The sequence below is a fragment of the Neptunomonas sp. CHC150 genome (genome assembly GCF_030397555.1).
Classification (GTDB): domain Bacteria; phylum Pseudomonadota; class Gammaproteobacteria; order Pseudomonadales; family Balneatricaceae; genus Neptunomonas; species Neptunomonas phycophila.
Window position 1 is genome coordinate 122668 of record NZ_JAPNXU010000001.1, and the last position, 14419, is coordinate 137086.

15 protein-coding genes are annotated in these 14419 nt (G+C 47.7%); 3 read left to right on the top strand and 12 right to left on the bottom strand.

What is annotated here, in order from left to right:
- Positions 1–72 precede the first annotated feature (72 nt).
- On the top strand, positions 73–888 hold the full coding sequence (locus OW491_RS00665; protein WP_075173703.1) for a helix-turn-helix transcriptional regulator: 816 nt from the start codon (positions 73–75) through the stop codon (positions 886–888).
- On the opposite strand, the gene OW491_RS00670 is transcribed toward OW491_RS00665, so the two are convergent.
- The gene (locus OW491_RS00670) at positions 885–1505 is read right to left on the bottom strand and encodes a hypothetical protein (protein ID WP_075179780.1); all 621 of its coding nucleotides are present in this window, start codon (positions 1503–1505) and stop codon (positions 885–887) included. The genes OW491_RS00665 and OW491_RS00670 overlap by 4 nt on opposite strands.
- Before the next feature lie 12 nt (positions 1506–1517).
- Complete coding sequence (locus tag OW491_RS00675) at positions 1518–2036, bottom strand: histidine phosphatase family protein (RefSeq protein WP_075179781.1); 519 nt, start codon at positions 2034–2036, stop codon at positions 1518–1520.
- Positions 2037–2169: 133 nt separating this feature from the next.
- Here OW491_RS00675 and OW491_RS00680 point away from each other — a divergent pair, with 133 nt between their 5' ends.
- Positions 2170–3084, top strand: a complete 915-nt coding sequence (locus tag OW491_RS00680; protein WP_290034362.1) for a hypothetical protein — start codon at positions 2170–2172, stop codon at positions 3082–3084.
- Positions 3085–3104: 20 nt separating this feature from the next.
- On the opposite strand, the gene OW491_RS00685 is transcribed toward OW491_RS00680, so the two are convergent.
- The 3 genes from OW491_RS00685 to OW491_RS00695 form a co-directional block, all read right to left on the bottom strand.
- Entirely contained in the window at positions 3105–5453 is a 2349-nt protein-coding gene (locus OW491_RS00685; RefSeq protein ID WP_290034363.1) for an FdhF/YdeP family oxidoreductase, read from the bottom strand.
- 20 nt (positions 5454–5473) lie between these two features.
- A complete protein-coding gene (gene fdhD / locus OW491_RS00690) occupies positions 5474–6484 on the bottom strand; it encodes a formate dehydrogenase accessory sulfurtransferase FdhD (protein WP_290034364.1) in 1011 nt (336 codons plus the stop codon).
- Between the two features lie 97 nt (positions 6485–6581).
- Positions 6582–7484, bottom strand: a complete 903-nt coding sequence (locus OW491_RS00695) for a LysR family transcriptional regulator (RefSeq protein ID WP_290034365.1) — start codon at positions 7482–7484, stop codon at positions 6582–6584.
- Between the two features lie 190 nt (positions 7485–7674).
- Between OW491_RS00695 and OW491_RS00700 the strand changes: the two genes are divergently transcribed.
- Positions 7675–7866, top strand: coding sequence for a CPXCG motif-containing cysteine-rich protein (locus OW491_RS00700; protein WP_075173709.1), 192 nt, complete (start codon positions 7675–7677; stop codon positions 7864–7866).
- Between the two features lie 4 nt (positions 7867–7870).
- Here the strand turns inward: OW491_RS00700 and OW491_RS00705 are convergent, their stop codons facing one another.
- From OW491_RS00705 to livH, 7 genes are all read right to left on the bottom strand, one after another.
- Positions 7871–8278, bottom strand: a complete 408-nt coding sequence (locus OW491_RS00705; RefSeq protein ID WP_290034366.1) for an SMI1/KNR4 family protein — start codon at positions 8276–8278, stop codon at positions 7871–7873.
- A gap of 115 nt (positions 8279–8393) precedes the next feature.
- Entirely contained in the window at positions 8394–9554 is a 1161-nt protein-coding gene (locus tag OW491_RS00710) for a PilT/PilU family type 4a pilus ATPase (RefSeq protein ID WP_290034367.1), read from the bottom strand.
- Between the two features lie 13 nt (positions 9555–9567).
- Positions 9568–10497 (bottom strand): exopolyphosphatase, encoded by a 930-nt coding sequence (locus OW491_RS00715; protein ID WP_075179786.1) that lies wholly within the window; start codon positions 10495–10497, stop codon positions 9568–9570.
- Positions 10498–10677: 180 nt separating this feature from the next.
- A complete protein-coding gene (locus OW491_RS00720) occupies positions 10678–11379 on the bottom strand; it encodes an ATP-binding cassette domain-containing protein (protein ID WP_075179787.1) in 702 nt (233 codons plus the stop codon).
- A gap of 1 nt (position 11380) precedes the next feature.
- Entirely contained in the window at positions 11381–12148 is a 768-nt protein-coding gene (gene livG / locus OW491_RS00725; protein ID WP_290034368.1) for a high-affinity branched-chain amino acid ABC transporter ATP-binding protein LivG, read from the bottom strand.
- Positions 12145–13413: a high-affinity branched-chain amino acid ABC transporter permease LivM gene (locus tag OW491_RS00730; protein WP_290034369.1), complete on the bottom strand. Its 1269-nt coding sequence runs from the start codon at positions 13411–13413 to the stop codon at positions 12145–12147. The genes livG and OW491_RS00730 overlap by 4 nt, the downstream gene beginning before the upstream one ends.
- Positions 13413–14339, bottom strand: a complete 927-nt coding sequence (gene livH, locus OW491_RS00735; RefSeq protein ID WP_075173716.1) for a high-affinity branched-chain amino acid ABC transporter permease LivH — start codon at positions 14337–14339, stop codon at positions 13413–13415. Before livH ends, OW491_RS00730 begins: the two co-directional genes overlap by 1 nt.
- Positions 14340–14419 lie beyond the last annotated feature (80 nt).

Below are 14419 nucleotides of genomic sequence, written 5' to 3' on the forward strand. Positions count from 1 at the left end.
ATGGGAAAATAGTATGCTTTTTGATGCTTTAAATGCATCATAGTGCATCACTATGGGGTTTGGGTTAACGGTATGTATCAAGATTTATCAAGTAATCTTAAATTGCTGTGTAGCTATTATGATTCGATTGCCCAAGTATGTCGGGAGTTGGATATTAATCGTTCGCAATTTAACCGTTATTTAACAGGACGTTATAAGCCTTCGGCGAGCACATTGCGTAAATTGTGTGATTTTTTTGGGGTGGAAGAGTACGAGTTGATGCTGCCGGCACCTCAGTTTGCTCGTTTGATTCAAGTGCGCCCGCGTCCATCGGCCGAGCCTGTAGCATCACGCATAGAAAATGAGCATTTGGCGCTGTTGCACAAAGCGAGCGGTACGCAAATGGATAAATATTTGGGGTATTACTTTGAGTATTACCTGTCTATGGCTGTGCCGGGAAAAATACTCCGTAATTTGATTTGCATCGAGAAGCAGAACGACGGGGTTTTTTATCAACGCACCGAGCGACTGCGAGAGTCGGCGACTGATCCGGCCTATCATAGTAAATATCTTGGGGTTGTTGTCTTTTTAACGGACCGGATTTTTATGGCCGATTACGAGTCGTTAGCCACTAACGAAGTCACTGAAACCATACTGATTCCTAGTTATAAAAACCGCATCAACCGGCTTAATGGTTTGCGCTTAGGTGTCCCTGCCAATGGCGTGCGCACGCCAAGTTGTACACGCGTGGTGATGGAGTATTTGGGCGCTCAGGTGGACGTGCGTAAAGCGCTGGGGTTGTGCGGTTTGTATCATTTAGATGATAAAGCGATTGATGATTCGATCCGCGAAGCCGTCAAAAATGATATGCAGCCGGGCGAATGGCATTTTAGAGCGCGTAGCTCCTAAGGCCCTAACATCATGAGGCGAATTCGACGATCCTCGGCGCAACGCGTTAGATAGGCTTTTAACTCTTCATCTAAGGTGGTTGGCCATTCGTCAGGAAGCGGAGCGCCCGAGCTCACTAAAAAATGCATGAGTTCGCGGTTGTTGCTCGCCAAGGCGTACTGTAATGCGCTGTTACCTTGGCTATCAACAAGGGTGAGATCCACACCGTATTGTTCTAACCGGTTAAGGTGTAGCATCAGCTCTTTCTCTGGACAATGGTCAAAGCACGCTTTAACTGTGGCTAGCCCTTGAGGTTTGGCGCCCCCTTTCATGAGGAGTGTGATTAGGGCTAGCCGTTGGGCGGGCTGCTGCAGCGCTAGTACGAGTAAGGATTCGTGCTTAAGCCCTGTTTGATTGGGGTCGGCTCCGGCATTGATTAACTGTTCTACTAACGTGGGCTGCTGTGCGGCGATACTGAGTTCTAACAGAGAAGGGGTGTTGGCTTTGGGTTGATTAAGCCAATCGGCATCGAGTTTAGGGAGTAGTTTGAGTAGGGCAGGTAGATCTCCCGCTTCTATGACGCTGATTGTTTTGTCGATGCGTTGTTGTGAAATATGTCGCTTGATCAATGAGAGCATAATGTAAAGTAACTAGCCTTTGTGGAGCTTGGGGTAATCAAACCAAAGAACTGAACCGCTTGCACTGCATACCGATGACCATTGAGATACGGTAAGCGATAGGTGCATGATGCCACAGGTTGGGAATTTAGTAAGTGTCTCGGCTGTGAGTAATTCAATGAGCTGATGCATTCCGGGGTTATGACCAAAGAGCATCAAGTGTTCATGCTGGTTATCTTGTCGTTGTATCACGCGTAAAAGCGCCTCGGGTGTTGCCTCGTACAGGTCATCTTCTAGCACAAGCGAGAGGTCGGGCTGTGCTTGGCGTAACTCTCGATGCACGGCTTTGGCTGTGGCTTGTGCGCGGGTTGCTCCACTGGTAATACACAAGCTAGGGCGTAAGTTGCGCTGGATAATTCTTTCCGTCATTTCAGGTAAGTTGTTATAACCCCGTGTGTTAAGAGGCCGGTAATAATCTGCCGTATTAGGGTTATCCCAGCTCGATTTGGCGTGGCGAATAAGTGTTAAATGAAACGGCGTCGATGCTTTCATAGAGGAGCTGATATTAATAGGGTACGCTGTGGTAAGTTTATACGGGCTGCCCGTATGATGAGATGAATAAATAGTAGGTTGCTAGAAGGCCAACATTACTAGCCATGTTATTTTTAAGAAAGGACTAGACACGATGTCTGCCGAAAAAGTTTCGACCAGTGCGCTGGCTAAGCGTCGAGGTGTCAGTGTTAAAGCCGTCTTTGCTGAGCTATCCCAACGAGGATGGATTGTCCGGTTGAACGAGCAATGGGAGCTGACAAATACTGGACGGCAGCAAGGTGGCGAGGTCGTATCCAGTGAACGTTTTGGTCAGTATATTGTTTGGCCCGATTCGTTGGCGCTTGATGAGCCGGATGGGTTACCGGCGTCTACCGTGCTTCCCGCTCGCTCGCATGTGACAGTTAGCCAGTTAGCTGAGCCGTTGGGGATTTCGCCTGCGCAGCTAAATACGGTGCTGGCCGAGTTACATTGGATAAAAAGAGCAAAACCCAAAGGGTGGGAACTAACGCATCACGGGTCTTTTTATGGTGGTTTAGCGCGCGAAACAAAAGACAACATCCCTTACGTTATTTGGCCTGATAACCTGCTAGAACAACCCGTGTTGAAGCATTCGGTGGGAGTAGTAGCGGGAGAATTGAGCTCCATTTTGCAGTTAGATCGCACTTATCATGCAGATTACCCAGACTTTTTACGAGCTGAGCAGCAGCAAGCGGCTAATTTTTTATCGCTCGACGGGCATGCCCATCGTTACTTGATGACTCAGCGTGTTGATAATTGGTTGTATTTGGCTGGGATTAATCATGCGATTAATCGTAGTTTGTCGTTTGATATGACGCTGGTATCCGATTTTTATTTGCCTGATGTTGGCGTGTACATTGAGTGTGTGGATCGCTCTCGTGAGGCTGACTACCTTAAGTTTATAGACACTAAGCGTCAGCGTTACAAAAAAGCAGGCCTAACGCTTATTGAGTTATCCGAAGCGGATACGCAGCAGCTTGATGCGGTGCTGCCGCGTCTACTCAAGCCCTTGGGTGTTGAGTTTTCTTAGCTTATTTGTCCTAACACATGCTAAATAATACGTGCGGATTCATACGCTTGTATTTCTACCGCTATACTTTTTGAAGTAGGGGTCGCGCTAAAATCTCCCACACTGTCGAGCGGGACCAACGGGTTAGTTTCTGGATAGTAAGCGGCTACATTACCAGCTGGAATATCGTAGGGGACTAATTTAAAACCATCTATCTGGCGAGTTTCGCCATCGTCCCATAATGATCGAATACTGACGCTTTGGCCGTCTGCAAAGCCTAGGCGTTGTATGTCGGCTTCGTTAATAAATATCACTTTGCGTTCGCCTTTTATACCACGGTATCGGTCATTCATGCCGTAAATGGTGGTGTTGTATTGATCATGTGAGCGCAGGGTTTGCAATATGAGTGTGCGTTCTGTGAGTTGAGAAGCTGCTTTATCAGGCAATATGCTGGTGGGCAGTGTGTGGCTGTGGATAACAGCTTTGCCCGTTTGGGTTTTCCACACAAGGTCGCGTGCGCTGTTACCTAAGTAAAACCCGCCCGGTTGGGCGATTTTTTCGTTGAAACCTTCAAATCCGGGGATGACTTGCTCGATCAGATCACGAATACGTCCATAATCTTCGGTTAACGCTGACCAGTTGACGAGCTGGCTTTTGGGGCTGTTTGCGAATGTCGCTGTGGCTAATGCAGCAATGATAGCCGGTTCAGAGCGCATTTGATCTGATAGCGGCTCAATAACACCACCGGAAGCATGCACCATGCTAAACGAATCTTCTACGGTGACCTGTTGTGGGCCACTTGCTTGGTGGTCAATATCTGTGCGTCCCAAGCAAGGCAATATGATGGCGTTTTTTCCCACCGCTAAATGCGAGCGGTTAAGCTTAGTACTGATTTGCACAGTGAGCTCGCAGTTTTGTAAAGCGGCAAGTGTGACCTGTGTATCTGGTGTCGCGGCAGCAAAGTTGCCGCCCAGCCCAATAAACACCTTACTGCGGCCTGATCGCATAGCGCGGATGGCGTCGATAACGGCGTGGCCTGCTTGGGTGGGAGCTTCAAAACCAAACACTTCACCTAAGCGGCTTAAAAAGGCAGTGCTAGGGTTTTCGTTGATACCCATGGTGCGGTCGCCTTGTACATTGCTGTGTCCGCGAACGGGGCAGGCACCAGCGCCAGGTTTGCCTAAGTTGCCGCGTAAGGCGAGCAGGTTGATAATTTCGTGAATGGTCGCTACTGAGTGTTTATGCTGTGTGATGCCCATTGCCCATGTACAGATAACGCGCGGTGCTTGGGCGTAGAGGGTAGCAGCGTGTTCTATTTCGGGTTGGCTTAAGCCCGATTGCTCCACAATACTTGTCCACGGAGTTGCATTAACTATAGCTAAATAATCTTCAAGTCCGATGGTGTGTGCTGTTAAGAAAGCGTGATCAAACACTGCTTCTGAGCGCTCTTGCGCTTCGTGTTCCAATGCGAGTAAGGCTTTTACCATGCCGCGGACTGCAGCCATATCGCCACCTATTTTAGGGCAAAAGTAGTGTGATGATATCGGCGTTGATCCGTTGGTTAGCATCTGGACGGGACTTTGTGGGTTTTGGAAGCGCTCTAACCCACGCTCGCGTAAAGTATTAAAGCTTACAATGGGCGCGCCGCGCTTGCTGACTTCCCGCAGCGTTTCTAGCATTCGGGGGTGATTGGTTCCAGGGTTTTGACCAAAGACAAAAACGGCGTCGGCCTGCTCAAAATCGTCTATTTCAACGGTGCCTTTGCCGGTACCTATACTGCTGGTTAGGGCATATCCACTGGCCTCGTGACACATGTTAGAGCAATCAGGGAAGTTGTTCGTGCCAAACAACCGGCCAAACAACTGGTATAGAAAAGCGGCTTCATTACTTGCACGGCCTGATGTATATAGCTCGAGTTCATTAGGCGAATCTAAACGGTTAAGGGTATTAGCAATGGTGGTGAATGCGTCTTCCCAACTGATAGGCTCATAATGATCCGTTTTCGCGTTGTATTGCATTGGGTGGGTTAAACGCCCTTGGTACTCTAGGTAATAATCGCTTTGAGTGCTTAACCAGCCAACACTGTGCTGTGCGAAAAAGTCGGGTGAAACGGTTTTAGAGGTCGCTTCCCAATTAACAGCTTTAGCACCGTTTTCGCAAAACCGGATTTTGCTGTTATCGTGTTTTTCTCCCCATGCACATCCCGGACAATCAAAGCCTTGTGCTTGGTTGGTTTTAAGCAAAGTATGGATATTACGAACGGCGTTTTCGCTTTTTAGCCAGTGCTGAGTGGTACTTTGTAAGGCTCCCCAACCACCTGCTGGGCCTGTGTAAGGGGTGAAATACGCTGTTTTAAATGAGTGTGTTTGTGTTGCCTTTTGCGTGGACATGGGGTGTTCCTTGTTAGGCCTTAAGACACGATGCTTGGGTGATTGTCAGTGCATTTAGTAGATGTGTACCTATCAGAAAAATAGCGAGGTTTACCATGGCGCGGTATGTGGATGAGGCTGAGTCCGTAACGTCGCGCTTGCTGAACCGCTAGCGCGCTAGGCGAAGCCAAATGGATTAATGAGTGAATGCCGGCACGAACGGCTTTTTGGATAAGCTCGGTACTGCAGCGGCTGGTCATTAACACGCTAGTGCCGGTGAGCTCTTTTTGGTGCTCAAGCGCCCAGCCTATGATTTTATCAAGGGCATTATGACGGCCTATGTCTTCGTGGCTGGTGAGCACGGTTCCATGCTCATCTATTAAAACGGCGGCGTGTATAGCGCCCACTTGGCGGCCTAAAACCTGGTAAGTCGATACATTATCGCGAAGGTGTATGAGCTGTTCTGCGTTGAGATTCGCAAAAGCGCTGTTATCAGGCAGTGGTTTCAGTGGTGGTAAGGCATCAGCTAATGATGCGGTTCCACATAAGCCGCAGCCTGTAGAGCCTTTACGAGCGGTTTGTTGTTGCTTGTAGGTATGTAATGCGCGAGGGCTAAGTACGATGTCTGCCGTTATACTGTCTATGCCGTCATAAATAATTGGATCTACGCGTAAATCGCGTATGTCCTGCAATGAGCTAATGATCCCTTCGCTATAGGCAAACCCCATTATAAATGATTCGATATCAATGGGCGTTATCATCATAACCGCATGAGCAAGGCCGTTAACGGTAATAACGAGCGGCATTTCTTCGATTAAATCGACGGATAAATCTTCAAAAGAGTCGCTTGGATTGTTAGCGGTGTAGGCTTCCCTGTATAGGGTTGTTTGATACCCATGACGATTACATGGCAACCGTTGAGCTTGGTTGCTCGATGAGGGCTGCTCGTCACAAGGTGTTGAGCAAACAGTTGCCGCTTGGGTTGTTTCTTGATTATTTGCATGGCTTTTCAGGTGTTTAGATTCGGGCCAAGCAAGATACACGGGGCTCATAGTGGTTGATCATTATTTGATGATGTGTCCTTCAGAATAGGCCTGTCGGCTCTCGGCGTCCAATCAAGGTTATAGATCTGCTGATAGATATGGTCTATCAATGGGTGGTTTTCAGCATTTGTAACAAGGCAAGTGCGAGCCCATTGGGAGTGCTTTGGTTACGACAGCTAACAGCAGCAAGCGCAGGTTGCGGTAAAGCGGTTTCCATCGGAGCTATCATTAAATGGTCGAGCATAGGACTGTTAAGCACAGGTAAGGGGACTAGCGTGCAGCAAAGGCCTTCGTTAGCGGCTTCGATTAGGTGTTCGACGGCATCGGATTCGATCAGTGGAGTCAGTGTTACCCCTTTAACACTGGCGGTGCGATCGATACCTTGTCTAAACCGCATGGCTGGACTCAGCAAGCCGAGGGGGATGTTGTCTAGTGCCGACCAGGGTAATCGATGCGGTGCCGGTAAGTTTGAGTCTTGGTCAAAATGAAAGTACTCAGGGTGGTATAACAAGCCGATATCGGGTTGCCCTAAAGGGTGCACGATAAAGCGTTCGGACTCTACTTGAGCTAAGTAAGTCAGCCCGACGTCCAGATGATTACTGGTTAGTTGCTCAATGATCTGCTCGGAGCTTAGGGAGTGTAATTGGAAGCGTAGTTGAGGAGACTGTTCTGATAAGGCTTTGAGAACAGGCATGAGGTGTACATGGCTTAGGGGCACAATACCAATGCGTAAAGTGCCGACTAAGGAGCCTTTTAAGCGAGCCGCTTCGGATTTCAGCCCATCAAAAGCACTGATGGTTTGTTTGGCCCACTGTAGTAATCGCTCGCCTTCGGGCGTAAAGCCTTCGAAGCGCTGCTTTCGTTTGATCAGTGTAACGCCAAGCTCTTCCTCTAAATTACGAAGCCGCATGGATAACGTCGGTTGTGTTACACAGCAAGCGTCGGCTGCTTTGCCAAAATGACCAAGGCGTTCTAGGGCGCATAAAAATTGTAGCTGCTTAATATCCATAAATGGGTGTCGCCTTTAGGCTCGCTGTGTTGAGCGTGATTGATACTGTCGATGATAAGAAGAGATGAAGGCATTGCCAACCCTAAGCGCAGCGCTTGGCGATAAAAATTAGACCTACAGCGTGGATCTAAATTGGGCAAAGGCTATCAGAGTGAGAATAGGGTAAAAAATTAAATGAAGAGGTAAGTTAATGAGCTTTTTAGATGAACAAGAGATTGGATGCCCGTATTGTGGAGAGCGTATTACGGTATTGATTGATCCAACCGATTCGGACCAGCAATATATCGAAGATTGTCAGGTGTGTTGTCGCCCAATCGATTTTTTTGTATCCGAAACCGAAGAGGGCGATCTACAGGTGCATGTGCAGTCAGAAAATGAGTGATGCGTTAGCTTTGCATCCACACTTTCTCGACCCAATCCCAGATGTTTTCCCACTCTTCTTCGCCAAACTCTTCGGTTTCGCGTTCCCAAAAACTAATCACACCTTCGCTAGACATCGCGTAGTAGCCATCTGGTGTTTCGCACACAGGGATAACATCGCGCGGTAAACCAATAGACCATGCGGTTGCCGTAACGTCAGGAAGGTGAGTATGCGCGTGCGGGTCGGTAACCGTAACAGGGGTAAGCGTGCCCACCACTACATCGCTTGCTTCTAAGAGGTACTCTTTAAAATCGGGTGGTATGCCAATGAGCAATTCTTCTTCTATTTCGACTAGTTGATCTTCATCTGGTAATTCGATTGAGCCAAATCGATCGAGATTCATAGCGCGAAGTTCATCGATAATATCGTTCATGAGCAGTCACTCGGGCAGAGATTAAAAAAAGAAGTATTAAATGAAGCGAGAATGTACCGCAAGCACTAACGCGATGCCAGCGCTTGCGGTGAATGGTCTAGATAAACAGTGAGGCTTAGCGGAAAATCGAGTTGATTGGATCGGTTTCGCCTTCGTCGGCTTCGGTTTTTTTGTCTTCTTCTAAACTTAAATTGAGGCCTGGCGTTGTGTTTTGACCTTCTTTGCTGAGTTTAATACGAAGGCGCAGGTTATTCGGCGAATCGGCATTTTTGATAGCCTCTTCCTCTGTAACGCGGCCTTCTTTTACTAGCTTGAACAAAGCAGAGTCAAAGGTTTGCATACCCAATGCTTCGGACTTTTCCATTATTTCTTTTATACCATCAATATCCCCTTTGAGGATCAGCTCTTGAATAGTGGATGTGCCGATAAGTATTTCTATAGCTGCCGCACGCTTGCCATCAATAGTTGGGACTAACCGTTGTGAGACGATTGCACGGACATTTAACGATAAATCCATTAAAAGCTGGTTGCGCTTTTCTTCAGGGAAGAAATTGATAATCCGGTCGAACGCTTGGTTGGCGTTGTTTGCATGCAAAGTGGAAATTGCTAAGTGTCCGGTTTCTGCGAAAGCTAAACAATGTTCCATTGTCTCACGGTCGCGTATTTCGCCAATAAGGATCACATCGGGTGCTTGGCGCAGGGTGTTAATCAAGGCATTGTGAAAACTGCGAGTGTCCACACCGACTTCGCGTTGGTTAACAATCGACTTTTTGTGCGAATGAACAAACTCGATAGGGTCCTCAATGGTGATGATATGACCGCCGCTATTGGTGTTGCGGTGATCAATTAATGCCGCTAACGAGGTCGATTTGCCAGAACCTGTACCGCCCACAAAGAGGATTAGCCCACGCTTAGACATGATGACATCTTTAAGCGTATCCGGTAGCCCTAAATCTTCCATGCGCGGAATATCCATTTTGATATTACGCGCGACGATGGCGACATCGTTACGTTGCTTGAAGATGTTGAGTCGAAAGCGTCCCGCTTTTTCAACTGTGATTGCGAGGTTCATTTCTAATTCGTGATGAAATGTCTCGCGTTGTTCTTCATCCATGACCGCTAAAGCGATTTTCTCAATATCACCGCGTTGGTAAATATCCCGTGACAGGGGTTTTAGGACGCCTTGAAACTTGCCACAGGGCGGAGCGCCTGTGGACAAATAGAGGTCTGAACCATCATGCGCTGCCAGTTTTTGCAGGCATTCATAAAAATCCATGTGCGCGCTTTCCTTAGCCGTCTTCGTTGATTTGTTTGATCAATGCTTCGAGAGTTGCTTGGGCTTTATCGTTATCAACTTGGCAAGTGCCCGCAGCATGATGACCACCGCCATTATAACGCAGCATAAGTTCGCCTACATTGGTTTGCGAGTTACGATCAAAGATCGATTTACCCGTCGCGAATACGGTATTTTGTTGCTTTAAGCCCCACAGTACATGGATAGAAATATTACATTGCGGGAATAACGCATAAATTACAAAGCGGTTGCCGGCATAAATCGTATCTTCGTTACGTAAATCTAAGACGACTAAGTTTCCGTGCACAGTGGCGCAGCGTTTAATTTGTTCTTTGCATTTGGCTTCATGTTCAAAATACAGCTCGACGCGCTCTTTCACATCAGGAAGAGTCAGGATTTCATCGATATTATGGTTCTTGCAGTAGTCGATAAGGTCCATCATTAACTGGTAGTTAGAGATGCGAAATTCGCGGAAGCGTCCTAAGCCGGTGCGCGCATCCATTAAAAAGTTAAGCAGCTCCCAACCTTTAGGGTTTAGCACTTCTTCTTGGTTGTATTGAGCCGAATCGCCTTTGTCGACGGCTTCCATCATTTCATCCCATGCTTTAGGGAATGAAGCATGGCCACCATAATGACGCCATACGACACGTGCTGCTGATGGTGCGTCCGGGTCTATGATGTGGTTATCGGCTTGCTCGTTACGGATGGTTTCGGATAAGTGGTGGTCGAAAGAAATATGTGCACTAGCAACGTAAGGTAGGTTGGTCGTGATATCGTCCCCGGTTATCTCGATTTTCCCGTCTTGCATATCTTTAGGGTGTACAAATTTTATATCGTTCAATAGATCTAGATGCTTCAGTAAAACAGCACACACTAAGCCATCAAAGTCACTACGGGTTACAAGTCGAAACTGGCGATCAGACATACCTTAATCCTTTTCATGTTTGTTACACATTGAATATTTATGTATGAAACATTCGTTTTATTAACAGAGTATAGACAAGGTATCGGCAAGTGCTGGCGGATTTTGAAGTTAGTTGGACAGAAAATAAAAAAGCCACCTGCTAGGCGGCTTTTAGAGGGGTCGAGGGCAAAGGAAGGTGCATTACCCTCCCAAATACGCTTGGCGTACGGCTTCATTGGTGAGTAACGCGTCACCTGTATCGCTGAGCACTACACGGCCGTTTTCGAGCACATAACCCCGATCTGCTATGCGTAATGCTTGGTTCGCGTTTTGCTCGACCAAGAAGATAGTCACTCCTTCGTTGCGCAGCTGTTCGATGATGTCGAAGATTTGCTGGATGATGATAGGCGCTAAGCCTAATGACGGCTCATCTAGCAGGATCATTCGTGGCTTACTCATCATCGCGCGTCCAATAGCGAGCATTTGTTGTTCGCCGCCAGACATGGTGCCAGCGCGCTGGTTGATTCGTTCGCGTAAGCGGGGGAACAGTTCCAGTACATGTTCTAACGTTTCTTGATACTCGGCCTGAGAGCGAAAATAAGCGCCCATGTGCAGGTTTTCTTGAACAGTAAGGCGTGAGAACACTCGGCGGCCTTCGGGGACAACGGCTAGCCCTTTGCGCATAATGGCAGGTGTATCCATTTTGCTGATGTCTGCGCCGTCAAACTCGATTGTGCCGGACGTTGCGCGCGGATCGCCGCAAATAGTCATCATCAAAGTGGTTTTGCCGGCGCCATTGGCTCCAATGAGAGTGACTATCTCGCCGGTTTTGACGTCAATAGAGACGTCATGTAGCGCTTGGATTGGCCCATAATGTGTATTGATCTTGTCGATTTTTAACATGTTAGGCTTCTCCTAAGTATGCTTTGATAACATCGGGATTGTTGCGGATGTCATCGGCATTACCATCGGCGAGTGGTGTGCCTTGAGCGATTACGTAAATATGATCCGAAATGCCCATGACTAGACCCATATCATGCTCGATTAAGAGTACCGAAATGTCGTGTTCCTCACGTAGCTTGATGATGAGTTCATCCAGTTCTTTTGTTTCGTTGGGGTTGAGGCCAGCAGCTGGCTCATCCAACAGTAACAGCTCGGGTTGAGTCACCATACAGCGTGCAATCTCTAAACGACGTTGCTGGCCGTAAGAAAGGTTGCCTGATTCACGGTTAGCAAACTGTAATAGATCGACTTCTTCTAGCCAGTGGGCGGCACGGTCCATCGCTTCTTGTTCAAGGCGTTTGTAAGATGCGGTTTTGAATAGGCCCGATAGCAAATTGGTATTGAGATGGCGATGCTGTGCAACCAGCATGTTCTCGATGACTGTCATTTGCTTGAATAGACGTACGTGCTGGAAGGTGCGTACTAAACCTTGGCGAGAGATTTGAAAGTCTTTTTTGCCCGCTATTTCTTTCCCTTTAAACATAACGCTGCCGCCTGTTGGGATGTAGAAACCGGACAGGCAGTTAAACACGGTCGTTTTACCTGCTCCATTGGGGCCGATAACCGACACTATTTGACGTTCTTTTACGTTCAAATTCACTTTGTTGACGGCAACTAGCCCACCAAACTGCATCATTAGCCCGTTAACATCTAATAATAACTGGCTCATGACTTCACCTCCGTATCATTTAAAGCGAGGTGCGGGCGTTTCATTGGAACTAGGCCTTGAGGGCGCCAACGCATCATTACAACCATGAGTAATCCAAATAACAGCATGCGGTATTCTGAAAATTCACGTGCTATCTCAGGCAGTATTGTCATGATAATGGCGGCTAAAATAACGCCCACTTGTGAGCCCATACCGCCCAGAACCACAATGGCCAAAATGATAGCCGATTCAATGAAGATGAAGGATTCAGGACTAATAAAACCTTGGCGAGCCGCAAAGAAGGAACCAGCAAACCCCGCTGTTGATGCGCCAATAGTAAAGGCTGATAGCTTGATTGCGGTGCGGTTTAGGCCTAATGATCGACATGCGATCTCGTCTTCGCGTAACGCTTCCCATGCGCGACCAATCGGCATGCGAATAAGGCGGTTGATAACGAAGATGACAAAAGCCACTAATACAACAGCAATGAGGTATAGGAAGATAACCTTGTAGCCGCTACTGTAATCAATACCAAAGAACTCGTGGAAGGTCTGTCCGTCTTCGGAGGCTCGTCGGCTAAACTCAAGGCCGAATAACGTTGGTTTTTCGATACCGGAGATACCGTTAGGTCCGCCGGTGATCGATGTCCAGTTATTGAGTAGGATACGAATAATCTCACCGAAGCCAAGCGTTACAATCGCTAGGTAGTCTCCGCGCAAGCGCAACACAGGAAAGCCCAGTAAAAAGCCAAACAATGCTGCAAGCCCAGCGGACAGCGGCAAACAGACCCAAAACGATAACCCTAAATATTCGGAGCATAATGCATAGGTGTAAGCACCAACAGCATAGAAGGCGACGTAACCTAAATCCAACAAGCCTGCGAGCCCGACCACAATGTTTAGGCCTAGACCTAACATGATGTAGATAAGCGTTAAGGTTGCAAGGTCAACAGATCCACGCGAAACCATGAAAGGCCAAATCACCATGCCAATGAAAAGAGCGGCAATCAGCCAAGGCTTTAGCGTATCTACCTTCTGTCCTTTGGGCATTAATGCATGTAGATTAGGCTTAGGCACTTTACCAAACAGGGCATCTACCTGCTCTGCAAAAAGCTGCGAAAGAAAGACCAAACCAATACCTATGCCTATCAATGTCCAGCGCTCTGCAGAGGCACCTTCAACGGCTAGGAACGTCCCCTCAGATTGAAGTGTGACACCAAGCATTAAACACGCGAGGATAAAGGCAACCCCAGCGGCGAAAATCGCATTATAAAATTTACTAGCCATTAGACTTTTTCCACCTCCGGCTTACCTAATAAACCACTGGGGCGGAATAGAAGAATCAATACTAAGAGGCCAAACGAGACAACATCTTTATATTCGGAAGGGAAGTAGGCTGAGGTTAACGCCTCAGTAACCCCTAAAATTAGTCCCCCCAACATTGCTCCGGGAATAGATCCGATCCCGCCGAGTACGGCAGCGGTAAAGGCTTTTAATCCTGCCATAAAGCCGACAAATGGGTTAACTACGCCGTAATATAAGCCTAGCAATAAACCTGCAATGGCAGCTAATGCGGCACCAATAATAAAGGTCAGTGCGATAATCCGGTTAGTGTCGATGCCTAATAGGTTGGTCATGCCAATGTCTTCGGAACAAGCACGGCACGCGCGACCCATTCGAGAGCGGGATATGAACAAGGTTAAGCCTGTCATGCTAATGACGGTCACCGTCCATATGATCAGCTGCATGTATGAGAACGACACCTCAAATACGGAAGGGTCTCCAAATGTCCAACCGCCCGTGATTTGCGGTGGTAAGGCCACATCACGTGAGCCTTGAGCAAGAACCACGTAGTTTTGAAGAAAAATGGACATGCCAATAGCAGAAATTAGGGGAATAAGCCGATTAGATCCGCGTAAGGGGCGGTAGGCAACACGCTCAACAGTCCAACCATAGGTGCTCGCTATAATAACGGCCACGATTAGTGCAACTAGTAGGATAATCGGTAAGCCAACTAGCCCCATTCCTAATAGTCCTGCGATCACAATAAAACTGATGTAGGAGCCGATCATGTAAATTTCGCCATGAGCGAAGTTGATCATGCCAATAATGCCATACACCATGGTGTAGCCAATGGCGATTAATGCGTATGTTGAGCCAATTGTTAGCCCGTTAATTATTTGTTGTAGTAAGTATAAAAACGTTTCAGACATAGGGGAACCGTATAGTGAAACACCCCGATCCCGGTTAGGGGATAAGGGTGTTATCTGTTCCAGCAACGACTAAGGTAGAG